The sequence below is a fragment of the Acinetobacter junii genome (assembly GCF_018336855.1).
Taxonomy (GTDB): Bacteria; Pseudomonadota; Gammaproteobacteria; order Pseudomonadales; family Moraxellaceae; genus Acinetobacter; species Acinetobacter junii.
The window spans coordinates 1089782-1115539 of sequence record NZ_CP059558.1; the positions used below are offsets into that span (position 1 = coordinate 1089782).

At 37.8% G+C, this 25758-nt stretch carries 23 protein-coding genes and 1 tRNA gene; 15 read left to right on the top strand and 9 right to left on the bottom strand.

The genetic code is table 11. The annotated features are described in order from the left end of the window. The first annotated feature begins 107 nt into the window (after positions 1-107). On the top strand, positions 108-623 hold the full coding sequence (locus H2677_RS05235) for a hypothetical protein (RefSeq protein ID WP_125298362.1): 516 nt from the start codon (positions 108-110) through the stop codon (positions 621-623). Positions 624-674: 51 nt separating this feature from the next. Next, on the top strand, positions 675-938 hold the full coding sequence (locus H2677_RS05240; RefSeq protein ID WP_212639287.1) for a ribosomal protein L7/L12: 264 nt from the start codon (positions 675-677) through the stop codon (positions 936-938). Positions 939-969: 31 nt separating this feature from the next. On the opposite strand, the gene H2677_RS05245 is transcribed toward H2677_RS05240, so the two are convergent. Together H2677_RS05245 and H2677_RS05250 are read right to left on the bottom strand one after the other, a co-directional pair. After that, positions 970-2295 (bottom strand): hemolysin family protein, encoded by a 1326-nt coding sequence (locus tag H2677_RS05245; RefSeq protein WP_004913375.1) that lies wholly within the window; start codon positions 2293-2295, stop codon positions 970-972. A 174-nt stretch (positions 2296-2469) separates the two neighbouring features. Continuing rightward, entirely contained in the window at positions 2470-3459 is a 990-nt protein-coding gene (locus H2677_RS05250; RefSeq protein ID WP_004913372.1) for a LysR family transcriptional regulator, read from the bottom strand. A 537-nt stretch (positions 3460-3996) separates the two neighbouring features. On the opposite strand from H2677_RS05250, the gene H2677_RS05255 reads away from it, so the two are divergent. Further along, positions 3997-5598: an isocitrate lyase gene (locus tag H2677_RS05255; protein WP_035338572.1), complete on the top strand. Its 1602-nt coding sequence runs from the start codon at positions 3997-3999 to the stop codon at positions 5596-5598. Between the two features lie 86 nt (positions 5599-5684). Here H2677_RS05255 and H2677_RS05260 read toward each other — a convergent pair whose 3' ends face one another. The 3 genes from H2677_RS05260 to cysS all read right to left on the bottom strand — a co-directional run bounded on the left by H2677_RS05260 (position 5685) and on the right by cysS (position 7987). Next, the gene (locus H2677_RS05260; protein ID WP_129262343.1) at positions 5685-6164 is read right to left on the bottom strand and encodes a copper resistance protein NlpE; all 480 of its coding nucleotides are present in this window, start codon (positions 6162-6164) and stop codon (positions 5685-5687) included. A gap of 262 nt (positions 6165-6426) precedes the next feature. Continuing rightward, a tRNA-Gly gene (locus H2677_RS05265) sits at positions 6427-6502 on the bottom strand. Positions 6503-6565: 63 nt separating this feature from the next. Continuing rightward, positions 6566-7987 (bottom strand): cysteine--tRNA ligase, encoded by a 1422-nt coding sequence (cysS, locus tag H2677_RS05270; RefSeq protein WP_005402950.1) that lies wholly within the window; start codon positions 7985-7987, stop codon positions 6566-6568. Between the two features lie 259 nt (positions 7988-8246). Between cysS and H2677_RS05275 the strand changes: the two genes are divergently transcribed. From H2677_RS05275 to H2677_RS05325, 11 genes are all read left to right on the top strand, one after another. After that, on the top strand, positions 8247-9224 hold the full coding sequence (locus tag H2677_RS05275) for a KpsF/GutQ family sugar-phosphate isomerase (RefSeq protein ID WP_004953143.1): 978 nt from the start codon (positions 8247-8249) through the stop codon (positions 9222-9224). A 3-nt stretch (positions 9225-9227) separates the two neighbouring features. After that, positions 9228-9767, top strand: a complete 540-nt coding sequence (locus H2677_RS05280) for a KdsC family phosphatase (RefSeq protein WP_004913359.1) — start codon at positions 9228-9230, stop codon at positions 9765-9767. A gap of 38 nt (positions 9768-9805) precedes the next feature. After that, a complete protein-coding gene (gene lptC / locus H2677_RS05285; protein ID WP_004913355.1) occupies positions 9806-10357 on the top strand; it encodes an LPS export ABC transporter periplasmic protein LptC in 552 nt (183 codons plus the stop codon). Continuing rightward, positions 10341-10886, top strand: coding sequence for a lipopolysaccharide transport periplasmic protein LptA (gene lptA, locus H2677_RS05290; protein WP_212639288.1), 546 nt, complete (start codon positions 10341-10343; stop codon positions 10884-10886). Before lptC ends, lptA begins: the two co-directional genes overlap by 17 nt. After that, on the top strand, positions 10886-11632 hold the full coding sequence (gene lptB / locus H2677_RS05295; protein WP_004913352.1) for an LPS export ABC transporter ATP-binding protein: 747 nt from the start codon (positions 10886-10888) through the stop codon (positions 11630-11632). Before lptA ends, lptB begins: the two co-directional genes overlap by 1 nt. Positions 11633-11941: 309 nt before the next feature. Beyond that, a complete protein-coding gene (locus H2677_RS05300) occupies positions 11942-13477 on the top strand; it encodes a TolC family protein (RefSeq protein ID WP_130576106.1) in 1536 nt (511 codons plus the stop codon). Continuing rightward, on the top strand, positions 13474-15615 hold the full coding sequence (locus H2677_RS05305; protein ID WP_212639289.1) for a type I secretion system permease/ATPase: 2142 nt from the start codon (positions 13474-13476) through the stop codon (positions 15613-15615). The genes H2677_RS05300 and H2677_RS05305 overlap by 4 nt, the downstream gene beginning before the upstream one ends. Beyond that, a complete protein-coding gene (locus H2677_RS05310; RefSeq protein WP_004959644.1) occupies positions 15612-16799 on the top strand; it encodes an HlyD family type I secretion periplasmic adaptor subunit in 1188 nt (395 codons plus the stop codon). Before H2677_RS05305 ends, H2677_RS05310 begins: the two co-directional genes overlap by 4 nt. A 93-nt stretch (positions 16800-16892) precedes the next feature. Further along, positions 16893-17495: an IMPACT family protein gene (locus H2677_RS05315; protein ID WP_004953163.1), complete on the top strand. Its 603-nt coding sequence runs from the start codon at positions 16893-16895 to the stop codon at positions 17493-17495. Continuing rightward, a complete protein-coding gene (locus H2677_RS05320; RefSeq protein ID WP_212639290.1) occupies positions 17485-18099 on the top strand; it encodes an acyltransferase in 615 nt (204 codons plus the stop codon). The genes H2677_RS05315 and H2677_RS05320 overlap by 11 nt, the downstream gene beginning before the upstream one ends. A 119-nt stretch (positions 18100-18218) precedes the next feature. Next, complete coding sequence (locus tag H2677_RS05325) at positions 18219-19061, top strand: universal stress protein (protein WP_004913328.1); 843 nt, start codon at positions 18219-18221, stop codon at positions 19059-19061. A 119-nt stretch (positions 19062-19180) separates the two neighbouring features. On the opposite strand, the gene H2677_RS05330 is transcribed toward H2677_RS05325, so the two are convergent. The 4 genes from H2677_RS05330 to mutS form a co-directional block, all read right to left on the bottom strand. Beyond that, positions 19181-19849, bottom strand: a complete 669-nt coding sequence (locus H2677_RS05330; protein WP_004959635.1) for an O-methyltransferase — start codon at positions 19847-19849, stop codon at positions 19181-19183. A gap of 136 nt (positions 19850-19985) precedes the next feature. Then, the gene (locus H2677_RS05335) at positions 19986-20693 is read right to left on the bottom strand and encodes a D-Ala-D-Ala carboxypeptidase family metallohydrolase (protein ID WP_004953171.1); all 708 of its coding nucleotides are present in this window, start codon (positions 20691-20693) and stop codon (positions 19986-19988) included. 128 nt (positions 20694-20821) lie between these two features. Next, a complete protein-coding gene (gene fdxA, locus H2677_RS05340; protein WP_004639922.1) occupies positions 20822-21151 on the bottom strand; it encodes a ferredoxin FdxA in 330 nt (109 codons plus the stop codon). 265 nt (positions 21152-21416) lie between these two features. Continuing rightward, positions 21417-24074 carry a DNA mismatch repair protein MutS gene (gene mutS, locus H2677_RS05345; protein ID WP_212639291.1) on the bottom strand — a complete coding sequence of 886 codons (2658 nt, stop codon included), beginning with the start codon at positions 24072-24074 and terminating at the stop codon, positions 21417-21419. 224 nt (positions 24075-24298) lie between these two features. Between mutS and H2677_RS05350 the strand changes: the two genes are divergently transcribed. Next, positions 24299-25654, top strand: a complete 1356-nt coding sequence (locus tag H2677_RS05350) for a tyrosine-type recombinase/integrase (RefSeq protein ID WP_212639292.1) — start codon at positions 24299-24301, stop codon at positions 25652-25654. Positions 25655-25758: the final 104 nt, after the last annotated feature.

The following is a 25758-nucleotide window of genomic DNA, read 5'->3' on the forward strand; positions in this document are numbered from 1 at the left end:
TTGTTATGAATAGATAGTGAGTTAATACAATCCAATTTTAATTTTATTCTGCTTTGACATCGCTTTTATGAGACAATGTTTCTTTATTTATGTGTATAAGGTCTCCCATGATTGAGCAATCTCCTGAGTATTTAAGCGATATCGAAATTTTAGACATTTTACAGTCTATGAAAAAAGATGAGCTTGATGTTGAAGCTAAAGAGATCATTCGTAATGGTGGGAAAGTTGGTCGTCAAGAAGCACACAAAAATGCTTTGGTTGCGCTGAATAATAGTTTTGAAGAGAAGTTTGTAGAGGCTGTTACTTTAGCTTTGGGGCTAAATGCAGGACAGGCCAAAAAAATACGTTATAAAAAAGATCGTATCCGAATCTTAAAAGTACGTGGTATTGATTATTTAGCAATTGATGGGGCAGAAACAGCTCAAGTTTTATCTCAGGTTTCTCAAGCTATCACACGCGAAGATGCAATTGTGACAGAAGGTTTGCATAATATTTTCCCATTTTGGAAAGAAGGTTGGCCAATGGTGCAATTTGATAATGCATATAAAATTTTATCAGAAGATATTCTTATTCACTATCAAGCGACATTAGATGAACTAATTTCTTTGTATGGTGGTAACTAAATTAAAAATTTTTATAAATTAATGAATTAGAATAACAAGGATGTTTGGCACATGAGTCAAATGGAAGAGTTACCACATGAAGCTTTAATTGCCTTAAGGTCAGGTAAATTAATTGATGCAATAAAAATAACACGTGAAAAAACGGGTCTAGGTCTGAAAGAGTCTAAAGATTTAGTAGATCGTTATTTAGATACTCACCCAAATGAGCAAGTATTTATACAAGAACAATTGGCTCAACGTAGTCGCAGTGGTATTCAGTTTTTAGTTACTGTTCTTTTTTTAATCGCTATGCTTGTTTGGTTTATTTTTATATAAAAAGCCCAATATTGGGCTTTTTATATTTACATTATTCTTCGTGATCTTTTAAAGCATTCTCTTGATTTGGCATAATCTGAGTCACCAACAATTGGTCAATTTTATAATGATCAATATCGACGACTTCAAATTTAAATCCTGCATATTCTACCGCATCCGCAGGGCGAGGGATCTTACGCAAACGATACATGATGAAACCAGCGATCGTTTCGTAGTTTTCATTTTCTGGAAACTCTTCAATTTCTAGAACGTGTTTTACATCCTCAATTGGTGTGCTGCCATCAATTAACCAAGAGTGATTATCACGTTTAATAATTTGTTGCTCTTCATCCATTGGTGTGACCCAATCACCCATAACGGTAATCATAATGTCGCTCAGGGTGATAACACCAACGACTAAAGCATATTCATTGATAACAACAGCAAATTTTTCTTTAGTTGAGCGAAAACGGTCTAGTAGTTCAGATAAGGTGAGTGTGTCTGGAATAATGAGTACATTACGAATAGTTGATTCATTCAATTGTGTGAAGGATTGCTTGTTTAAGATACGAATCAGGATATCTTTAGCATCGACATACCCAATAACTTGGTCGATATGTTCATTACACACGACAAATTTTGAATAAGGATATTCAGCTAACTTTTGACGGATGCTATCTTCATGTTCCGTCAAAGTAAAATAAACCACGTTTTCACGTGTAGTCATACTTGAGGGAACAGTTCGTTCTTCAAGTTCAAATACATTTTCAATAAAGTGATGTTCTTGCTTTTGTAAGACACCCGCTTGTGCACCTGCATCCATGACCGCAGAAATATCATCAAAGGTGATGTTGTCATCACGAATGGTATTTACTTTAAATAAGCGAAATAACAAGTTTGCAATCGCATTAATTCCCCAAGCTAAGGGTTTGCAAACCTTGATAAAAACTTGAATGGGATCAATAACGCTAATTGCAATTTTTTCTGGAGCGATCATTGCCAAGCGTTTTGGCATTAAATCAGCAAATAAAATGAATAGTGAAGTGACCATAGTAAATGATAGGGCAAAACCAATGGTTTCTAACCAAGGACCAGCATAAAAACCTTTAATCATTTCTACAAAAAATGGACGAAAAGCTGCTTCACCTAAAATACCACCCAGAATAGCAACTGCATTTAAACCAATTTGTGATGCGGCAAAGAAATCAGCGGATTGTTCTTGTAAATCCAAAACTTTTTGTGCGCGAGTTTCACCTGATTCAGCGAGGATTTTTAATTTAACTTTTCGAGCACCTGCAAGTGCAATTTCAGTAAGTGATAAAAAACCTGCTGCTGAAATCAGTAGAATAATAACTATAATATTTTGGAAGAGACTCACATATCACCTGTGGTTCATCATTATTATGAATATGTTGTAACACAAAAAAAGCACTGAGGTAACTCAATCCTTACCTCAGTGTAATAATCTTATTTATGAAAACAGCATATTCTCAAAAGAAGTAGAATCTGCTGATATTTCAACAAACTCGCAATATTTTTACAATAGCTTGTTTTAGTATTGTGAAAATTGTGAATTATTTATAAAAAATTCACGGTTTTCTTCCTCAATCATTTGGCGTGCGACAAATAAAATTAATTGTCTTAACCAACGATGTGCAGGATGGTGGTGGAGTAAAGGACACCATGCCATTTTTAATTCAAATTCTGGAATATAAAATGGAGGGTCTTTGATGACTAATTTCGGATTTTGAGTTTGAAGGCGCGCCATACGTGTTGGTAGCGTCGCAATCAAATCTACATTTTGAGCTAAAAGCGCTGGCATTTGATAATGACGTGTAAATACTGAAATTTTACGTCGTTGACCAATCCGCTCTAAGGCTTGATCAATCCAGCCCAAACCAGCTTGTTTATCGGGGTTAACGCCAAAACCCACGCCCATGCCAGTTTTAGAAACCCAAATATGTTGAGCATCTAAATAGCTTTTTAAATTGAGGTGGGTGACAGCTGGATGTTTGTCATTAAGGATACAGCTAAAGCTATCACGCCAAACTAAGACTTGGTGGAAGCTTTGAGGAATTTCATTAAAACGGTTAATTGCTAAATCAACTTTACCTTGTTCCATATCACGATATGAAACATCACTTGGAGTTAAAAAGTCGAGTACAACGTTTGGTGCTTCAGATCGAAGAGCTTTAACTAATCTCGGTACTAAAGTTGCTTCAGCATAGTCCGATGTCATGATTCGGAAAACGCGATTACTTGTATAGGGTCTAAATTCAGTTCGCGGCTCTAAGATCATTGATAGATCAGAAAGGGCATCACGAATACGGGGTTGTAGTTCTAAGGCACGTTCAGTTGGAGTCATACCTTCTGAAGAGCGAATAAGCAGGGGGTCATTAAATAGATTACGCAATCTTCTTAGAATATTACTCATCGCAGGCTGAGTAACACCTAATTGTTCTGCTGCGCGTGTGACATTTTTTTCACGAAGTAGTACATCAAGATAAATTAATAAATTGAGATCGACCCGCTCCAGATTCATAAAAAAAATACCGAGAATAAAATATTTAAATTGTGTTGAATTATGACATATCTAAAGGCTTTTGTGTAATTTAATCCGCCAAAAAGCGCAGTTAAAAACGCAATTTGAGAAAAACTAAAGTACATCTAAATTTGGTTTAGAGTTAGCCAAAGATATCAAGCATAATCGTTTAGTAAATAACAAAATAAATGACCTATTAAATGGCAAAAAATGTCAATTTGATAAAATTTTAGGGGTGGAACTCTGAAAGATGAGCGATTAAAAGATATTCATTTTTAAAAATTTTGATTTTCTAATCTAATTATTAAGCTTAATTAAATATTATTTAAAACAATGGTTTGTAATGACTCGGACTCGCTATAAATTCATGTTCAAAGGTATATTTCAAAAAAAAATACCGAAAATTACCCAAGAATATTGGATTAATCTCTTGGCAAAGACTAAGCTGTGCAACATATTGATGAAGTGCTTGAAATCTAGCCTATAAAAAAGCATGGTTTTCAGCGTGCATTCGATGCCAATCCCTGAAAGGAAAATATCATGACATATCAATCAGCTTTAGAGCACGTTCGTGCCGTTAAAGAAAAATTAGGTGGTACTTGGGGTGCGATTCGCCCAGAAGATGCTGCTCGTATGATGGTTCAAAACCGTTTCCACACTGGTTTAGACATCGCTAAATATACAGCTGCAATCATGCGTAAAGATATGGCTGAATATGACGCTGATTCAAGCAAATACACTCAATCATTAGGTTGCTGGCACGGTTTCATCGCGCAACAAAAAATGATTGCGAACAAAAAATACTTCGGTACTACAAGCAAGCGTTACATCTACCTTTCTGGTTGGATGGTTGCTGCTCTTCGTTCAGAATTTGGTCCACTTCCTGACCAATCTATGCACGAAAAAACTTCTGTGCCTAAACTAATCGCTGAAATCTATACATTCTTACGTCAAGCTGACGCTAAAGAATTAAATGATTTGTTCCGTGCTTTACAAAAAGCTGAACAAGCTGGTGATTCTGCTAAAGCTGCTGAAATCATTTCACAAATCGACAACTTTGAATCTCACGTTGTGCCAATTATTGCTGACATCGATGCTGGTTTCGGTAACGAAGAAGCAACTTATTTGTTAACTAAACAAATGATCGAAGCTGGTGCTTGTGCAATCCAAATCGAAAACCAGGTTTCTGACGCTAAACAATGTGGTCACCAAGCTGGTAAAGTAACTGTTCCACACGAAGACTTCTTAGCTAAAATCAATGCTGTACGTTATGCATTCCTTGAGCTTGGTGTTGACGAAGGTGTTATCGTTGCACGTACTGACTCTGAAGGCGCTGACTTAACTCAAAAGATCCCTGTATCTAAAGAGAAAGGTGATTTAGCTTCTCAATACATCAGCTACTTAGACACTAAAGAAATCGATATTTCTGAAGCTTCTGATGACGAAATCCTTATCAAGCGTGATGGCAAATTACACCGCCCAACTCGTTTAGCTTCTGGTTTGTACCAGTTCCGTGAAGGCACTCAACACGACCGCGTTGTGCTTGACTGTGTAACTAGCTTACAAAACGGCGCTGACATGATCTGGATCGAAACTCCAACTCCAGACGTTGCTGGTATTGCTGGTTTCGTAAACGACATCAAAAAACAAGTTCCAAATGCGAAACTTGTTTATAACAACTCTCCATCGTTCAACTGGACTTTAAACTTCCGTCAACAAGCGTATGACCGTTGGGTTGCTGAAGGTAAAGATGTATCTGGTTACGACCGTGCTAAATTAATGAGCGCTGAGTACGATAACTCTGAATTAGCTGCTGATGCTGATGAAAAGATCCGTACTTTCCAAGCTGATGCTGCACGTGAAGCAGGTGTATTCCACCACTTGATCACTCTTCCTACTTACCACACAGCTGCTCTTTCTACTCATGAGCTTGCTAAAGGTTACTTCGGTGAAGAAGGTATGTTGGCTTATGTTGCTGGCGTACAACGTAAAGAAATCCGCGGTGGTATCGCATGTGTTAAACACCAAGCAATGGCTGGTTCTGACATCGGTGATGATCACAAAGAAATCTTTGCTGGTGAAAACGCACTTAAAGCTGGTGATGCTAGCAAAAATACAATGAACCAATTCGGTGGCTAATCGCTTCTGATTGATTCGAAAAAACCCTGCTTATGCAGGGTTTTTTTATTATGTTTCTAGAAAAAAATAATTAAGCAGAAAATCTATTATTCAGCTTCTTTCTTCAATTGATATTTATCAGCTAACTCGCCTGTTATTTCATTACCTTCTAAATCTAAAGCTTTAAGATAACCTTCAGCGACAAAATATTTGCGTCCATCACCTGCTTGGTCTAGTTCAATCACTGAAGGGCTTTTGCTATCGAATTGGAAACTACCTTTACTTTCAAAAGGTTTACCATCCCCTTTACCGAGATATGTTTCTTTAATTTCATATGTTTTATCTGAATTTAACTCTAATTCAGTTTCAATACCTTCACAATCAGCACAAGGTAATACACCCTTATAAGTACCATTCCAATCTAAAGCATTTTCTGCAGTATGTGCGTTATCTGCAACTGTAGTTTCTGCTACTGCTTCACTTGTGGCAGAAGTCGGTGCTTGTTCTTCAGTTTTTTTATTCTCTGTTTTGCTACAAGCTACAAGAAAAATAGATGCAATCGATAGGGCAATAATAGATTTTTTCATTTTTACTAAACCTAATTTAAAAAAACACAAAGGATTAAATTATGAGAGTTATGAAAAAAAGTGTAGGGGATGAGTGTAAGTGTTCTTGAACTTTTGGTAAATCTAATTAAACCATGGTTATGATTTTTATTTAATTTGTTTAGGAAGCTTAACGATGGATAGATAATAATCTGGATTCGCCAAACAGTTATTTGTAAATTTATGATCGAATGAGAAGAAATAAAAAAAGCCCTAATCAAATGACTAGAGCTTTTTTAAATTTTGGAGCGGGAAACGAGACTCGAACTCGCGACCCCAACCTTGGCAAGGTTATGCTCTACCAACTGAGCTATTCCCGCAATATGGACGCATTATAGAGAATTTCATTAAACTGTCAACTCTCTATAATGCTAAGTGTTGAATTAATCAGCACGTCTCCAAATTGTACCTTGGCGAGTGTCTTCTAAAACCACGCCTTGATCGAGTAAAGACTGTCGAATACTATCCGCCTTGGCAAAGTCTTTAGCCTTTTTCGCATCTACACGTTGCTGAATAAAGTCTTCAATTTCAGCATCAGAAAGTGTTAGAGCTTCTTGTCCGATATCTGATTTAAGGAATTCATCTACATCGTGTTGAACTAGACCAAGAATATTTGTGAGCTGACGTAAAGTTGAGTAGAGAACTGTTGCTTGTTCAGCTTGTTCTTCTTTAACTGCGCGATTTAACTCTTTATTAAGCTCGAATAGAACAGCCATCGCTTCAGCCGTGTTGAAATCATCACACATTGCATTATTAAAGCGTTCAACAAAACTTTGATCTAATGCATCAACAGTTTTCTGACCATATGTTTGTTGATAGGCTTTAAATGAATGATAGAAACGACTCAACGCAGTTTTAGCTTCTTTTAAAGCAACATCAGAAAAATTGACTGGACTACGATAGTGTGAGGAGACAATAAAGTAACGAATCACTTCTGGATGGAATTTTTCCATCACATCTCTAATCGTAAAGAAATTGCCTAGTGATTTAGACATTTTCTCACCATCGACATTGATGAATCCAACATGCATCCAATAATTTACATATTGTTCGCCTGTTGAAGCTTCACTTTGTGCAATTTCATTTTCATGATGAGGGAACATTAAGTCTGAACCACCACCGTGAATATCAAAATGATTGCCCAAGCAACAAGTCGACATTGCAGAACATTCAATATGCCAACCTGGGCGACCATTACCCCAAGGAGATGCCCAAGCAGGTTCATTTTCCTTTGCATGTTTCCAAAGTACAAAGTCAAAAGGATGTTTCTTTTCAACTTCAACATCTACGCGTTCAGAAGCACCTGCTTGCATATCATCGAGTTTACGGCCAGAAAGTCGACCGTATTTATCGAATTTAGTGACTTCAAAATAGACATCACCATTGCTTGCAGGATAGGCTGCACCTTTATCTACCAAATTGCTGATCATGTTTTGCATTTGATCAATGTATTCAGTCGCTTTGGGAGCTTCATCTGGCGCAGCACAACCTAAATTAGCAGCATCTTCATTCATCGCTTCGATAAATCGTGCAGTAAGTTGTTGGATGCTTTCTCCATTTTCATTGGCACGCGCAATAATTTTATCGTCAATATCAGTGATATTGCGGATATAGCGTACTTTCCAACCTTGGCTACGCAAGAAGCGGATGATGTAGTCAAATGCAACCATAACTCGAGCGTGTCCAATATGACAGTAATCGTAAACGGTCATACCACAGACATACATGTCGATTTGACCTTCTTTGCGTGGGACAAATTCAACTTTTTTACGTTGCTCAGAGTTATATAAAACAAAAGGTTGCATAAGGGCTTTTAACACTCAACAAAATTAGCGTTACATCATAACGTATGCATCATTTTTCATAAAGTTATCCGCATAAAAAAACATGTTCTTAAGGAATGAACTGATTAAATTATAGGGGTTCTATATTTGTTCATTTTCTAAGAAATCTTATACATTTAGAAACGTCTCTCATAAACAGTTATGCTAGAATCTCCGCAATTCTTTTGATTAAAATCATCTACGCTTATGTAGATTGAACATTATTTTGAGTCAAACTTGCATGTCACAAACGATAAATTTCCAAAAAAGCGCGCTAGAAACGCTGCGCATCGAACAGCAAGCGATTGAAGTTCTTGCAACACAAATAGATGAACGCTTTGATCGTGCATGTGAGATTTTATTGCAATGTTCAGGTCGTGTTGTTGTTACTGGAATGGGTAAATCTGGTCACATTGGACGGAAAATGGCGGCGACCTTTGCTTCAACAGGTACGCCTTCATTTTTTATGCATCCAGGTGAAGCAGGACATGGCGATCTAGGCATGCTGGTGCGTGGTGATGTTCTGATTGCAATCTCAAACTCTGGTAAAAGTGATGAGATTATGATGCTTATGCCTTTGATTAAGCATCTAGGCGTTCCACTGATTACGATTAGTCGTGATGATAAAGGGCCAATGCCACAAAATGCTGATGTACCTTTAACATTAGGTGCCGCTGATGAAGCTTGTCCATTAGGTTTAGCGCCAACATCAAGTACGACAGCAACCTTAGTGCTTGGCGATGCATTGGCTGTGGCTTTGTTGGAGGCGCGTGGATTCACGGCAGATGATTTTGCTCGTTCGCATCCTGCTGGAGCATTAGGGAAACGTTTACTTTTACATGTAAAACATTTGATGCATACGGGTTCAGAATTACCAAAAGTTAAACCTGATACACCTATGAATAAGGTGTTATACGAAATTTCTGATAAACGTCTTGGGCTTACGACTATTGTTGATGAACAAGATAGATTGCTCGGTATTTTTACTGATGGTGATTTACGTCGTATGATCGATCATCAGCAAGGTTTTGATGTTAATTTACCTGTTGCAGAAGTCATGACCAAAAATCCACTTACGGTTTCTCAGGAAGCTCGAGCAGTAGAAGCATTAGAAAAAATGCATGAGCGTAAAATCAATCAATTTGTAGTTGTTGATGATGCCAATAAAGTTATTGGTGTTATTAGTATGCATGATCTAATTCAGGCGGGAGTAAATTAAGCCATGGCATCTTATGCTTTACAAGAACAAGCACGTCATTTACAAGCACTCGTGCTAGACGTCGATGGAATCTTAAGCGATGGCTTTGTAACATTAACCAATTCGGGCGATGAAATTAAATCATTTGATATTCGTGATGGTTTAGGAATGAAATTGGTTCAACAGGCTGGTATGAAAGTGATTATCATCACGGGACGAAAAAGCCATATAGTTGAAAAACGGATGTCAGATTTGGGTGTTGATTTGGTATTTCAGGGACGTGAAGATAAAGGTGCAGCATTACGTGAAGCCTGTGCTCAGTTCAATATTCTCCCTGAAGATTGTCTATACATGGGTGATGACTGGCCTGACTTATCTGCATTTGCAATTGCGGGTATGAGTATTACTGTACCGAATGGGCATGAGGAAGTACGTCGTCGTGCTCATCTTGTCACCCAAGCAATGGGGGGGCGTGGCGCTGTACGAGAAGTTTGTGACATGTTGCTTACTTCAAAAGGTGTTTACCAAGAGCTACTTGCAAAATACTTAGCTGTACCACATTAATATAGAATGAACTACCCAAAGGTTAGGTAACCCTGTTTATGGATACCAGAGTTTTATATGTTGTTGCTGTAGTGGTTGCTTCCATTAGCGGTGGCTACTATTACTATAGCGGCAAAGCGAAAAAGCTTGATGTTGAATCGGCTAAAAATATGACGTATTCAGCTCAGGGTGTTCACCTAACCCAAACGGATGAACAAGGTAACTTGTACGTTCGTGCTGAAATCAAGCAATTAGAACAAAATATGCAGTCAAAAACTTCACAGTTGGATCAACTCAATGCCGTGATGTTTAAACAAGGTAAGCCTGATGCGACTTTTTATGCAAAGCAAGCCAAAGGTTATGATGACAATACTAAAATTGTTTTAATGGGTGATGTTGTCGCAACAAAATTATCAGATCAAGGCAACAAAATGGAGTTTCGTACTGATGAGTTGACGGGTTATCCAAAAACGAGAGAGTTGGAAACACAACATCAAGTTACAGTGCAATCACCAAATTCAGCTTTCGTCAGCCAAGGTCTGAAAGCAAATTTAAACAATGGTCAATATGAGTTTTTCAAAGTTCGAGGAAAGTATGCGCCTAATTCCTAATTCTAAATATCGTTTAGCTTTCCTAAAACATGTTGCGTGTATAGCAGTTGCATTTAGCTCAGTTTCAGCATTTGCTTTACCATCAGACCGTAATCAACAATTATCATTGGTTGCTGATAGAGCGACTTATAATGATAAAACAGGTATCACAACGTATACGGGTAATGTTGTGATTGAGCAAGGAACGATGAAGCTACAAGCAGATTCTATTGTTGCAACATTAAATAGTAAGAAAGAAATTCAAACCATTACTGCAAAGGGTCAACCAGCGAAGTTTCAGCAGCAAATGGATGTAAATAAGGGCTTAGCAAGAGGCGAGGCTCAAAATATTATTTACAATGCAGACACTGGGATCATTACTTTGTCAGGAAAAGCTTATCTATATCAAGATGGTTCTAGCATACGTGGTAATACTTTGAAATATAGTATGAATAAAGGTGATGTTGAGGCTCAAGGTTCATCTACCAATCGAGTTCAAATTATTATTCCACCTTCTAGTTCTAAAAGCTTCCCAGGGGCGCGTGATTAATGGAACAATCAGCACAACAACCACAAACTTTGTGTATCAAACACTTAGCAAAGAATTATAGTAAGCGCTGGGTTGTAAAAGATGTTTCTTTTACGATGCAGAGCGGGCAGATTGTGGGTTTGCTGGGGCCTAATGGTGCTGGAAAGACGACGAGCTTTTATATGGTTGTCGGTCTGGTACGTATGGACAAAGGCGAGATTCATTTAGATGATCTCGATTTATCTGATCTTGCGATGCATGAGCGTGCTCGAAAAGGGATTGGCTATCTTCCACAAGAAGCTTCTATTTTTAGAAAGCTCACGATCTCTGAAAACATTATGGCGATCTTGGAAACAAGAAAAGACTTAAATAAGCAACAGCGCCAGCAACGTCTCAATGAATTATTGAATGATTTTAAAATTAGCCATATCAAAGATTCATTAGGGATGAGCGTATCAGGTGGTGAGCGACGCCGTGCGGAAATCGCTCGCGCATTAGCAGCAGATCCTAAGTTTATGTTGCTAGATGAGCCATTTGCAGGTGTCGATCCAATCTCTGTGGGTGATATCAAAGATATTATTCAAACTTTGAAAGAGCGCGGTATTGGCGTATTGATTACTGATCATAATGTTCGAGAGACATTAGCGATATGTGAAAAAGCCTATATCGTGAGTGAGGGTGCAGTCATTGCAGAAGGTACCCCTCAGGAAATTTTAGATAATGAGCAAGTGCGCAAAGTATATTTAGGTGATGATTTTGTGGTTTAAAAATAGCCATTTGAACAATATGAAAAAGAGCTAAATAGCTCTTTTTCTTTTTATAAATAATAGAAATAATAAATAGATACGTGACTTTTACTGGAATATTTTTCATTCTTCTTTTTTATGTATTTGATTTTAATTTAATAAATCTATTGTCAAAGCTAATAATAGCTAAGCTATGAGCAAAAAAGTGTGATCTATATTACAAAAAACAAACATTTAAGCGATGTGTAAATTGTAGTTTTCGCATGGTGTTTTTATTTTAAAAATGAGTAGAATGAATGGGCTTTTAAATGATAACAATTTGAAAAGAATATGAGCATTAAGAACGATTTAAATGTAGATGATGGAGCACACAAAACATGTATAGATTTGAAATGGCTATTATGTGTATTTTCGTTTTCCGTACCTGTAGTACATGCAGAAACACCGAGTGAAAAATATCACAGTTTAAAAAATAATATTGCTCAGCTGCTTGCACCGAAAAGCAACCAAGATTTCAAAGTTGCTAACATGCAAAAGCTAAGTAATTTCACGGTGACACCATCGAATAATAATTTACCCGTAGTCGGTAGCGGGCGACCTATGCAGCCTGCGTCTGTACCGATTATACAAAGTCAGCCTCGCGTACTTAAAGATGCTGTACAGATCGCAGTTCAACGTAATCCTGAGATTTCTCAGACTTTAGCAACTCTTGCTGCACAAAATGCAAATATAGATGTTGCTAAAGCTGGTTACTATCCGCAGATTACGGGTGGTATGAATACAGGTGATTTGACACAAAAGAGTTCAAGAGGTCAGCAAGTTCTTGCCTTGAGTGCATCTCAAATGGTCTATGACTTCGGTAAAGTGAAGTCTGGTGTCAATACGGAACAAGCAAGACTTGCTGTTGAACAAGCCAATGTTTTGGTGAAAATTGATGATATCTCACTCGATGTTGCACAAACGATTATTAATATTCAACGTTATAAAAAACTTATTCAAATCGCGAATCAGCAAATAGCAGGTATTAAACGCATACAAGAGATGGCGAATCTAAGGGCTAATGCTGGTATTAGTAGCCAAGCGGACCCGATACAAGCACAGTCTTATTTGCAGTCTGCTCAATCCGCGTTAATCGCTCAACAATCTTTATTGAGCCAAAATCAACAACACTTATACACTTTGCTTGGTTTTGACGTCAGTAAGATTCAGTGGACTATTCCTGAGGATTTGGTGAAACAATCTGATTTATATGCAGAACCTCAATTCAATACAATTCCACAAATGATTGCAGCTCAAGCAGGTATTGCTGTAGCACGTTCACAAAAACAACAAACACAGTTAAGCAGATTTCCTACTTTGTCCGTAAAAGGAGAGTTGACCCAAGCGATCAATGGAAGAAATCCAAATAATGATAAAGAGGGTGGATTTGATAGTGCGATAATGTTGGAGGCAACGAGCCAATTTTATCAAGGTGGAGCAACTTCTTCACAGATTCGAGCAGCAAGTTTTGCAGAGGAAGCTGCTAAAGCTCAAGTAAATGCAGTCTATCTACAAGTTTTGGATCAAATTCGTAATAGTCGAGAACAGATTGAAAACAAACAAAGACAGATGCAAGTCTTAATGAGTCGACAAGCGACTACGGTGAGAACCAAGGAATTGTATCAAGAACAATACAAGTTAGGGACACGTTCACTTGTGGATTTATTGAATGCTGAGCAGGCAATTCATGGTGCAAATTCAGAATTAGAAACAGCACGTTATGATATTTACAGTAACATTGCTCAGTACATCGCAACGACAGGACGTTCACGTCAAGCCTATGGCTTAAATAATATTTCCATTCAGGGGTTTGAAGTTCAGCCATGATGACAAAAATAAACTATCAGCCGTGGTTACAATCGGTATTAACAATTGCTAAGCATTATCGAATAGAGCCCTCGGAAGAGCGTGTTCGTTTACAATTAGATTGGAATCAGAATCAAAATTTAGATGAAATTTTATTGTTAATGAGCCGACAGGTTGGTTTGAACCTTTGTAAAGTGTCATTTACTGAGGAAATGATCAACCCTTGGCGTTTGCCGATTTTAGTTGAATTCAAGGATGGGCAAGTTGGTGTTGTCGATAAAGCTGACTCAGAAGGAAATGTCAGTGTTCAACTCAGTGGTGATCAAGGCTTATCACAAAAGTTTTCAATAAGTTCACTTAAGCAAGATATAAAAACAGTCTATATCTTACGCCCTGAAAAATCGGTCCCAGACGCTCGTATTGATGAATACATCAAGCCGTATGAAACGAGCTGGTTTTGGTCAATCGTTCTTCAAGATTGGAAGCGATATATAGATATTATGTTTGCCTCGTTAATGGCAAACATTTTGGCATTAGCTACGATTATTTTCTCTATGCAGGTTTATGACCGCGTTGTGCCATCACAATCGATCCCGACGCTTTGGGTGCTTGCGGGTGGAGTGCTGATCGCAGCCATTTTTGAGTTTGTACTTCGTGTTGCTCGTGTTTACCTATCCGATATTATTGGAAAGCGTGCAGATTTAAGAATATCAGACCGTGTTTTTGGTCATGCACTACGAATTAAAAATAGTGAACGTTCTAAATCGACTGGTACTTTTATTTCACAAATTCGTGAGTTAGAAGGTGTTCGTGATTTAGTTACATCGACAACAATGGGTGCGATAGCCGATTTACCTTTTTTCTTCCTGTTTCTGATTATCTTTGCGATTATCGGTGGGAATCTCTTTTGGGTAATGTTGCTTGTTGTTCCTTTAATGATTTTGCCTGGTATTTTGGTACAAAAGAAATTAGCTGAGTTAGCTCAAGAAGGCATGCGAGAGTCATCTATTCGAAATGCGATCCTTGTCGAAGCGGTACAAGGTATTGAAGATATTAAGTTATTACGAGCAGAATCTAGATTCCAAAACCAATGGAATCATATGAATGAGGTGTCTGCGGATATTAGTATGCAACAACGTAAGATCGTTGGTGTATTAACTGCTTGGACACAAAAAATTCAAGGTTTAACCTATGCCGCTGTTGTATTAGTTGGATGTTTTGCCGTGATGGAAGGCGAGATGACAACGGGTGCTTTGGTTGCGTGTTCGATCCTTTCCTCACGAATGCTTGCCCCTATTTCACAAATCACAGGGATTTTAGGACGTTTACAGCAAGCTAAGGTTGCGAAGAAAAGTCTTGATGAATTAATGCAGAAACCTGTTGATCAACCTGATCAAGCGCATCTGGTTCATAAAGAAGTGTTAAATGGGGACTATGAACTTAAAAATGTTATGTTCCAATACACAGAAGAAGATTCTCGTCCAATTCTTGCACTTCGTCATTTGAAAATTAAAGCTGGTGAAAAAATTGCGATTTTAGGTCGTAACGGTGCAGGTAAATCAACATTATTACAATTATTGGCTGGTATGCAATCACCATCAAATGGTTCTGTACATTTGGATGGTCTCGATATTAGCTTAATCGATCCTGCTGATGTGCGCCGTGATATGGCATTGTTGAATCAGAATGCACATTTATTCTACGGAACAATTCGTGAGAATTTGACCTTAGGTGCGCCTTTAGCAAAAGATGATGACATTTTAAAAGCTTTAAAAGTGACAGGTGCTTTAGGCTTTGTGCAAGAGAAAAAAGAGGGCTTAGATCATTTAGTTTTAGAAGGTGGCGTAGGCTTCTCAGGCGGGCAAAAGCAAGCATTGCTGTTAGCACGATTACTGATTCGCCAACCTAACATTTTATTACTCGATGAACCGACTGCTGCGATTGATGATATTGCCGAAAAACAACTAATTGATCACTTAAAAGGCTGGTTAGGACACAGAACATTAGTCGTCGCAACACATAGACGAGCTGTGCTTGAGTTGGTTGATCGTATCATCGTGATGAACGAAGGTAAGGTTGTAATGGATGGACCAAGAGATCAAGTTCTAAATCAATCAGCAGGTCAACAAAAACAAATTAAACAAGGGGAAGATTCATGAGCGAACAACAAGCTAACAACCGTTCCATGAATGTATCCTACAAAGAGCCAGCTTTACCACGTTCAAGTCTTGTGATTTGGATTGTATGTATTGGTTTAGCGATTTTTTTGACTTGGGCTTGGTTATTTAATCTAGAAGAAGTTTCTACAGGAACGGGTAAGGTCATCCCTTCATCTAAAGAGCAAACTATTCAATCTTTAGAAGGTGGAATTCTTACGAAGTTAAATGTGCAAGAGGGTGATATTGTTCAAAAAGGAGAAATCCTTGCGCAACTAGATCAAACACGCTTCGCATCTAATGTCGGTGAATCAAAATCACTTTTAACTTCTGCTCAAGCGACTGCTGCGCGATTACGTGCTGAAGTGAATGGAACTCCTTTAGCATTTCCTGCAGAAGTGCTCAAAGAACCTAAATTAGTCAAAGAAGAGACCGCTCTTTATTATTCTAGACGTGAGAATTTAGAACAATCATTAGCTGGTTACCAACAAGCTTTACAATTAGTTCAACAAGAATTGATGATGACTGAACCACTTGTTGCGAAAGGTGCTGCAAGTGAAGTAGAAGTACTTAGACTCAAGCGTGAAGCTAATGATCTTAGAAATAAGATGAATGACACACGTAATCAATACTATGTAAAAGCCCGAGAAGAGTTATCGAAGGCAAATACTGATATTGAAACGCAACAACAAGTTGTGATGGGACGCAGTGATAGTTTACAACGAGCAATCTTTAAAGCGCCTGTGCGTGGTGTGATTAAAGAAATTGATGTAACAACTCTTGGTGGTGTTATTCCGCAAAACGGTAAATTGATGACGATTGTTCCTTTAGAAGACAAGCTGTTAATTGAAGCACGTATTTCTCCAAGAGATATTGCTTTCATTCGACCTGGTCAAGAGGCATTAGTGAAAATCACTGCATACGACTATTCAATCTACGGTGGTTTGACTGGAAAAGTAACAGTAATTTCTCCTGATACGATTCGAGATGAAGTTAAACAAGACCAATTTTACTATCGTGTTTATATCCGCACTGACTCTGACAAGTTATTCAATAAAGCAGGTCATGCGTTTGGTATCACACCAGGTATGGTAGCGACAGTTGATATCCGCACTGGTGAAAAAACAGTTATGGATTATCTACTTAAACCATTTAATAAGGCCAAAGAAGCTTTGCGTGAACGATAAGCAAGCTAAACTCAAAAAACCTCGCTATTGCGAGGTTTTTTATTTGAACCTTAAGACGTTATACTTTGTTTTTAAATTTGCATTGATGTTTTTATGCCTTTTACCATTGCTCAAACCGTTACCTTTGAAGAAGAAATTAAAAAAAGTCGCTTTCAGGCGATTGCGAGTGTTGTAGAAAATGAGCAACAAGTAAAAAAATTTTTAGAAGAGACAAAAGACATCTCGACGACACACCAATGCTGGGCATGGAAAATAGGTCATCATGTACGGTTTAATGATGATGGCGAACCTTCAGGTACAGCAGGTCGCCCGATATTAGCAACGATAGAGGGGAATGACTTAACCAATGTTATTGTATTGGTGAATCGTTGGTATGGCGGAGTAAAACTAGGCACTGGTGGTTTAGTCAGGGCGTATGGTGGGTGTGCAGGTCAGTGTCTGCTACTCGCTGAAAAAATAGAATTAATTGAGAAAAAGAAGATTACTTTTAGTTGTGCATTTAACGAATGGGCTATTATTCAATATGAATTACTACAACAGCAAATAGAGTTTCTAGAAAACTATACTGAAACGGGTGTTAGTATTCAGGCACAAGTGCAAATACACCAGATTGAACCATTAAAGCTCAAGCTTCAAGATATAACGCGTGGTCGCGAGCAGCTTAAACTTATTGAGGATCAAACAGATGATGCATGATCCACTATTAAAATATCGTGAACAGCATAAACATCGATTGAACTATATGCCATGGTTATATTGGTCTTTAAAACCCAAACATAGAGAATGGGCGGAAGCATGGCAAAAAGAATATCAGAACTATTTAATGGAAATGGAAACAGTTGAAATTGGCAACAATTGTTTTATTTCACCTTTAGCACATATCTTTGCTGAGCGAGGACGTAAAATTACTATCGGCGATAATACTTTTATTGCTGCCGATTGTACTTTACATGGACCGTTAGAAATCGGTTCTGAAGTCGCGATCAACCACCATTGCATTCTTGATGGAGGTCGCGCAGGTATTAAGTTGCATGATCAAGTTAGAATTGCGGCATATAGTCATCTGTATGCTTTTGACCATGGTATGGATTTAGATCGACCGATCTATGAGCAAGCAGTTCGCTCACAAGGCATAGAAATTGGACGTGATGTTTGGTTAGGAGCACATGTTGGAATTAAGGATGGGATTAAAGTCGGTGATCATGCAGTTGTTGGTATGAATAGTATGATTACTAAAGATGTTGAGCCACATGCAATTATGGCTGGAAACCCTGCAAAATTGATTCGTTATCGGAAATAAGAATTAACTAGAAAACTCTCAAGAGATTCTATACATAAATTTAACCAACCTGCTATCTATCTGTGTTAAGTTAAAAATAAGTAGAAGACCTAAGGTATTGAACCTAAAGAGAGGCGATTATGAACCGCGTTATTGCATGTATCGATTCCTCACCCTGTATCGATGCGGTGGCGGAGGCTGCAGTTTGGGTTGCCAAGCAAACTCAAAGAGAATTAGTCCTTTTACAAATCCTAGATTACTATCCCGCCAGTTACCATTTAGGTGAAATTAGTGGTGTAATCGGTTTTGAAAGTAATGCCATGTTACTTAAAGAATTGGCTGAGTTAGAACAAAAGCAAAGCGAATTAGCCTTGGATTATAGTAATAATTTACTGAAACATATCTCTGAATTAATTGAAAAAAATTACGGTTTGACTAGCACCAAAATTCAAGAAAAAGGTGATTTTCTTGAACAGAGTTTTAATATTCTTAAAGAAAATGATGTGGTAATCATCGGGCGAGTCGGGGAACGCGCTGCTGAAAAAAATAAACCAATTGGAAGTAATGTTGAAAACTTTATTCGTGGGGCGAATTGCACGGTAATTACCGTAGGGGAGCATTTTTCACCACCAAAACGTTTTATTTTTGCTTATGAATACTCTCCGACTTGTCAAAAGATGATGGAGAGAATTGCTCAAAGTGATTTATTGAAAAAACTGCAATGCCATTTACTGTATGTTGGTGATCATCCAGAGATGCTGACTGAACCTGAGAAATATCTTAAAAGTGCTGGTTTAGATGTAATACCAATATATCGTTATGGCGATGTAGCACAAAATATTTTGGAATATCAACGCGAACATGACATTCAGCTGATTGTATTAGGTGCATTTAGTCACAGTAAGATTCATCAGTTTTTCTTGGGTAGCATCACAACTACGATATTTAGAAATGCAAATGTACCGCTGCTTGTTGCTAAGTAGTTCATTTTATTCCATATAGTTATCCGCAATTCCTGTGGATAACTATATGGAAAAGCAACCTTAATATACTTAATTTATTGATATTTATAATTAAAAAATAAAAGTTTATTTTTTAACCTCTATTTGACGATTGCAATTGCAAAGCCGTCATGTCCTTTCGATCCAACAGTTTGTAGAGCAGTACACGATAAAAGTTGAGGATGATTCTGGAGCGCAGTAAAAGCTTGGCGGATACCTTCAATACTTGGCTTTTTATTATTTGAATCTAAGATATCACCAGAGCGAATAACATTGTCTAGCACAATGATAGTGCCTGAGCGTGCCAATTTTAAACTGAGTTCAAAATATTCTGGATAACTTTGTTTGTCTGCATCAATAAAAATGAAATCAAATGGTTCACTATTTTCATTAATTAATTGATTCATGATATCAACGCCACGACCTTTTTTAAGCTCAATTTGGGTTGGCATATTGGCATAATCAATATTTTCTTGGGCAAGGATCACGTGTGTATCCCGTCCTTCCACAGTAAGCAAATATCCATCAGCAGGCAGTGCTTTCGCCAACCAGATTGTACTATAAGCAGCAAATGTCCCGAGTTCGAGCACACGCTTGCATTGATTCATTTGAATCAACATTTGTAAAAACATGCCTTGGTTAGGTGCAACAGCTAGATGATTAGAAAAACCCTGCTGGTCAGTGTTATCTAATGCATGTTGAAGTCTCTCGTCTGTGGGAATGAGATGTGAATTAATATATTCATCAATGTCTGTCCACAACTGTTGCATGGTTGTATTTACCTATAAATTTGATAGCTGCATTTTAAACATTTATCTTCGAAGTGCAATTTGAATGCTGAAGGAATCATGAGTGTTGAAAGTAAAAAGAGATCAAAAGACCTCATTTTTACTCGAGTTTTGCAATTTAGAAGTTACAAAGAGATGTATTACGAGTCAAATCAGGGCCCCAAGTGCGGTAACCTTGGGTATCCAAATGAATTTGACCTGAACTATATAATCCAATACCGAGATCTAGGCTTTGACCATGCTGAATCCAAAATTGGCATAACTTGAATTTTGTTTGTTCAATATATGCATAATCTTGGGGTTGAGGGTATTCAGGTCCAATACGAAAATCAATTGCGGAATTAAATAAGTGCTTTGATGAGCTTGCACCACCTGCACACTGATTCAGTGGTAGATCACGATAAACTGAGGTAACTTCGAAATCAGTAAGAATTTTTGCAGCGATTAAATATTTGAATACTCTTAATGTTGAAAGTGAGTTATTCCATAATTCACGATTTGGAACCATGTATTCTGAACGTCCGCACTTTTGCCAGTCTCTTGCTGTTTTCAGCAATTCAAAACTAGGAATAATATGTGCGACATTATTGCGCATTAAGAAATGTTCATATTCGCGTACACGTGCGTAGTTTTCTCCCTGACCTAACCACTGACGATAAGATGCAGGTTCTGTTTTTGTAGGGATTGGACGATTAAAAGTTACTTGTTCTTCAGGAATATATATTCTTTTGCTTGGACTAACTTTCTTTGGAGACGTGGCACAACCAACCATCATCACAGGGATGACAAATAATGAGAACAGACCCTGTAATTTATTTCGCATCATAAAAAAGCAATTCACATTTAGTATAGTGCCTATTTTAATGCAAAATAGGGGGCTAAAAATGGCACAATTGCAAAGAAATGTGTGATTCAGGTATAAAAAAAGACCAGTAAAACTGGCCTTTTTGAAAATTACTTTTCTAAATACTGAAGCTTGTTTGGTTTGCCGTTCCATTCCTCACGATCAGCAGGTTGTTCACCGATTTGAGTAATGTTATTGCCAGCCCATTTTTCAGATAATTCAGCATTTAATTCAATAAACACTTCTTGACCTTCAGGTAACTCATCTTCAGAGAAAATTGCATTTGCAGGGCATTCTGGTTCGCAAAGTGCACAGTCGATACATTCGTCAGGATTGATGACTAAGAAGTTAGGACCTTCATAGAAACAATCTACAGGACAAACTTCAACACAATCTTGATACTTACATTTGATACAATTTTCTGTGACAACAAAGGTCATGGCGGCAGCTACCTAAAAAATATGGTTTTCATTTTCAATAGCGTATTTTAGGCAAAAAATGCAGATAGAAACAATTCCTTTTATTGATATTTATTATTCGTATCAATGAAAAGGGCTGATTTATATGAGTTTTGTTGATAATAACTCTCAATAACCTGAATCTATTTGCACTTCATCCTACGATAAAAGACGCATTTTCAAACTTAATTAGAAATTAAAATTTGCTAGGTTCTAACTTTAATATAGTAGAGAACCTAGCATGGGATTAATTTTCAATAGTATCTGAGCTTTTAGATAAAGCTTTGAGTTGATAAAGGTGTTCCAAAGCTTGGCGTGGGGTAAGATCATCTAAGTCCAGTTGCTTTAACAGATCTAAAGCAGGTGATTGCATTTTTACTTCAATCACTTTTTCAACAACTTTAGTTTCTATTTCATGCTCAACTGTACTAAACAGATCATTTTGCACAGAGTTTTGCAAATGCTGATGTTGCTGTTTTTCCAGTATTTTCAAACGTTTTTGTGCATCTTTGATCACATTAGTAGGGATACCAGCCAATTTTGCAACTTGTAAACCATGACTTTGACTTGCAGGTCCATGCTGTACTTTATGCAATAGGATTAAATTACCATTTAACTCTTGCGCGGTGACGTGATAGTTGTCAATTCCAGCTTCGCTACCCAATTCTGTTAATTCAAAATAATGTGTTGCAAAAAGACATAAACACTTAATACGTTTAGTTAAATCGAGTACACATGCCCATGCTAGAGATAAGCCATCATATGTACTGGTTCCACGTCCGACTTCATCCATCAATACTAAAGACTGACTTGTTGCATGATGTAGAATTTGAGAAGTTTCAGTCATCTCAACCATGAATGTTGATTTGCCTGTAGAGAGGTCATCAGCTGAGCCGATACGAGTGAATATGCGATCTATAGAACCGAGTTTTGCTGATTTCGCTGGGACAAAACAACCACAATAAGCAAGCAAGCTAATTAAAGCTGTTTGTCTCATAAACGTCGATTTACCGCCCATATTGGGACCAGTAATGATCGCCATACGATGTTGATGATCAAGGAATGTATCATTTGGAGTGAATGGAGCTTTGTTTAAAGACTCAACCACTGGATGTCGACCCGCCTGAATCTTGATACAAGTTTCTGGTGTATATTCAGGTCTTGCCCAATTATTTAATCTTGCCTGATGTGCAAAATTCGCTAAAACATCGATATGAGCAATTGCGGCACTCATCATCTGTAATTGAGCAATATTTTGGCGTAATTCATCCAATAAAGATTCAAACAGTAGTTTTTCACGAGCGAGCGCACGAGATTCGCTCGAAAGCACTTTGTCTTCAAAGCTTTTAAGTTCAGGTGTGATATATCTTTCAGCATTTTTAAGTGTCTGACGACGAATATAATCGGCAGGGGCTTGCTCAGCTTGAGCTCGTGTTAATTCGATATAGTATCCGCTGACACGATTGTAGCCAATTTTCAGCGTATTGATACCAGTTCGCTGACGCTCTTTGATTTCTAAATCTATTAAAAATTGGCCCGCATGATCACGTATTTTGCGTAATTCATCCAATTCATCATCATATCCCTCTGCAATTACATTTCCATCGCGTAAAAGTACAGGAGGGTTTTCAACAATTGCTGCAATAAGATGTTGGTGTAGACTTTTGAAATCACCAAGTTGCTGATCAAGCTCAATTAATAGTTTGGATTTTTCAGTGTTGAGTACAGGCGCTAAAGCATGTCGTAAAAAAGGAATTTGAGCACAGGCTTGGCGAAGTTGAACTAAATCACGTGGTCGAGCACTACCCAAAGCTACTCGACTGAGTACACGCTCAATATCGCCGATTTCTTTCAAAACTAAGCGAACAGGTGATTCGTGATAACCTTTCAATAATTGCTCGATTGCATCCAAACGAGCATCGAGTATTGCTGTATCTCGAATGGGTTGCATGAGAGTGCGACTCAGTAAGCGACCACCCATCGCAGTCTGACAATCATTGATTAATTGGAATAAAGATGTTCCATGCTCAAATAATGGTTCGATAATTTCAAGGTTTCGACGTGTAATTGGGTCTAAAGCAATGAAATCTGTACTCTGTTCGATCTGTATAGAACGGATGTGAGGTAGGGCTGTTTTTTGTGTTTCTTTAGCATAATGAATAAGCGCAGCCGCAGCCGCCTTTGCCAGAGGAATTGGATCTAACCCAAAGCCTGATAAGGTGGAAACAGCAAACTGGTCACATAACGTCTTTTGAGCATTATTTTGATTAAAATCTACATTCGGTCTTTTGGTAATTGGACAATCTAGATTTTTCTTAATATGTTCGATGATGTTTTGATCGACTAAATCCTCATCAATCAAAATTTCACTTGGCATCAAACGAGCAAGTTCTATTGGTAATTGTTCAGGTTTATATGTTTGTTGTTGAACTTTAAAAATACCTGCACTCAAGTCAAGTAATGCAAAACCAATTTGATTTTGTTGTATACACAGAGCGACTAAATTTGAGGATTGATAACTTGATAAAAGCGCATCGTCAGTTAAGGTACCAGGTGTCAAAACTCGGACTACTTTACGTTCGACAGGTCCCTTACCCGTAACTTCACCAACTTGTTCACAAATTGCAACGGTACGACCTGATTTTACTAAACGTGCTAAATATCCTTCAGCGGAATGGTAGGGAACACCTGCCATTGGAATTGGTTCACCATTTGTTTTGCCACGATGGGTTAGCGTGATACCAAGTAATTTTGCAGCTAAATGGGCATCCTCAAAAAAGAGTTCGTAAAAGTCACCCATACGATAGAACAAAAGCGCATGTGGATATTCCATCTTGACTTTGAGGTATTGCTGCATCATTGGGGTGTGGTTGGAAATATCTGCTATGCCATTATTATCATTCATTGTTATTAAGTCCTTTATTTTCAATGTTTTTAATCATGTATAACATAAACAGAATATCCGAAGGGGTAGGAGGAAATCTAAGCAAATACAGCCTAAGCTAAAACATTAGTATAGGTTTTAGTGTAGGTTGTTTTAGTTTAAACTAGCCATTATTCCTTATCAATATTGGAAAATGGACAGCTTGAAAGGATAACAAATAATTCAATCGTCTTGTGAGGTTTAAAGTGATTCGCCAAATAGAGCAACAAACACCAATAAAAAAAGCTCTTTCAGCAAAAGCTATTGAGAAGATGAAAGTAGGTGATCCTGATAAGGCTGATATTGGAGAATATGTAGGGTTGCGGGTGCATTGCGGCAAAACGGGAATGAAGACCTTTTTCTATCGTTATCGTAGTCCTGTGGATGATTCGATCAAACAATACAAGATCGGAACTTTCCCTCAGGTTACATTGGCGGAAGCAAGGATAGAGCTCATTCGTTTAAAAGCCGAAAGGAATCAGGGGATTTGTCCAAAACATAAAAAAGAGCAAGAAAAATTGCAACAACAGATTGAGCAAAAACTTGCACAAAAAGATATGTCTCAACTCACTGTAGAGCAAATGATAGAGATGTATTTGACTGAGGTGATTGAAGACCACTGGATCACTGATCCCAGAACAGGTGAAAGGAAAAAGATTTTGGGGGTGAGAAAGCCTAAAGGTCAATCTGAAACACGACGAACTCTTTATGGCGATGCGGTAAGAGTTTTGGGAAATCGTATCGCTTTGGAAGTGACCAGAAAAGATGTGGTGGCATTAATCAAGGAAATTATTGATCGAGGTTCTAATGTGCAGGCTGGACGTGTATTGTCCGAGTTGACATTGGCTTATGAATACGCCATTGGTCTAGAGCGATTTCCTGCCAATTTTGCCAATCCTGCCTTATTAGCCAAAATGAGTATTAAGCAGTCAAGACTGAAAGTAACCTGTAAAAAAGGCACACGAGTTTTAAATGATCAGGAATTAAAACGTGTATTTGCTTGGTTGCCAACATCAGGCTTTACAACACATCAAAAAAATGTCCTTTATTTGACGCTTTGGACAGGCTGCCGAACTGGCGAATTGTGTGAAGCTCAATGGAGAGATTTTGATTTAGATAAAGGAGTTTGGCACCTAAAAGCCTCTAAAAATAGTACTGAGCGTTATGTTCAGTTGTCGAGACAATGTGCCAATTTTTTACGGAATCTATATCAATCAGATCAGGAATATTTGTTTGCTTCATCTAGAACAGGGTTACCTATTCAGCAAAAGTCTTTGAGTGAGATGAAATGGCAACTGAAGAATCCTGAGAAAGTTCAAACGAAATATCGCCCTGAACAACTGTGGTTAGAAAACATGAATGATTGGAATCCTCATGATTTACGTCGAACAGTGCGAACTGGTTTATCCAGATTGGGCTGTCCTGCAGATATTGCTGAAGCAGTTTTAGGACATTCAAAAAAGGGGATTGAGGGGACATATAACTTGCATAATTATGAAGCCGAATGTGCAGAGTGGTTGCAGAAGTGGGCTGATCACTTGGAGGATATAATGAAGAATTAACCCATTCTAAATGGGATATTGGTAATAGTGGTCTTTGCTGAACATCAAAATTTCTTGATGCCCTTGTCTTTACAAGGGCTTTTTTTATGCAAAAAATTAGTTAT

Bases quoted from the DNA above. Each gene is read 5' to 3' on its own strand.
- H2677_RS05315 (WP_004953163.1), top strand. From the start codon at position 16,893: ATGCCTTTTACCATTGCTCAAACCGTTACCTTTGAAGAAGAAATTAAA.
- fdxA (WP_004639922.1), bottom strand. From the start codon at position 21,151: ATGACCTTTGTTGTCACAGAAAATTGTATCAAATGTAAGTATCAAGAT.
- H2677_RS05235 (WP_125298362.1), top strand. From the start codon at position 108: ATGATTGAGCAATCTCCTGAGTATTTAAGCGATATCGAAATTTTAGAC.
- H2677_RS05320 (WP_212639290.1), top strand. From the start codon at position 17,485: ATGATGCATGATCCACTATTAAAATATCGTGAACAGCATAAACATCGA.
- lptB (WP_004913352.1), top strand. From the start codon at position 10,886: ATGGAACAATCAGCACAACAACCACAAACTTTGTGTATCAAACACTTA.
- H2677_RS05335 (WP_004953171.1), bottom strand. From the start codon at position 20,693: ATGATGCGAAATAAATTACAGGGTCTGTTCTCATTATTTGTCATCCCT.
- H2677_RS05280 (WP_004913359.1), top strand. From the start codon at position 9,228: ATGGCATCTTATGCTTTACAAGAACAAGCACGTCATTTACAAGCACTC.
- H2677_RS05305 (WP_212639289.1), top strand. From the start codon at position 13,474: ATGATGACAAAAATAAACTATCAGCCGTGGTTACAATCGGTATTAACA.
- H2677_RS05325 (WP_004913328.1), top strand. From the start codon at position 18,219: ATGAACCGCGTTATTGCATGTATCGATTCCTCACCCTGTATCGATGCG.
- H2677_RS05240 (WP_212639287.1), top strand. From the start codon at position 675: ATGAGTCAAATGGAAGAGTTACCACATGAAGCTTTAATTGCCTTAAGG.
- H2677_RS05300 (WP_130576106.1), top strand. From the start codon at position 11,942: ATGAGCATTAAGAACGATTTAAATGTAGATGATGGAGCACACAAAACA.
- mutS (WP_212639291.1), bottom strand. From the start codon at position 24,074: ATGAATGATAATAATGGCATAGCAGATATTTCCAACCACACCCCAATG.
- H2677_RS05310 (WP_004959644.1), top strand. From the start codon at position 15,612: ATGAGCGAACAACAAGCTAACAACCGTTCCATGAATGTATCCTACAAA.
- H2677_RS05260 (WP_129262343.1), bottom strand. From the start codon at position 6,164: ATGAAAAAATCTATTATTGCCCTATCGATTGCATCTATTTTTCTTGTA.
- H2677_RS05275 (WP_004953143.1), top strand. From the start codon at position 8,247: ATGTCACAAACGATAAATTTCCAAAAAAGCGCGCTAGAAACGCTGCGC.
- H2677_RS05330 (WP_004959635.1), bottom strand. From the start codon at position 19,849: ATGCAACAGTTGTGGACAGACATTGATGAATATATTAATTCACATCTC.
- H2677_RS05250 (WP_004913372.1), bottom strand. From the start codon at position 3,459: ATGAATCTGGAGCGGGTCGATCTCAATTTATTAATTTATCTTGATGTA.
- cysS (WP_005402950.1), bottom strand. From the start codon at position 7,987: ATGCAACCTTTTGTTTTATATAACTCTGAGCAACGTAAAAAAGTTGAA.
- lptA (WP_212639288.1), top strand. From the start codon at position 10,341: ATGCGCCTAATTCCTAATTCTAAATATCGTTTAGCTTTCCTAAAACAT.
- lptC (WP_004913355.1), top strand. From the start codon at position 9,806: ATGGATACCAGAGTTTTATATGTTGTTGCTGTAGTGGTTGCTTCCATT.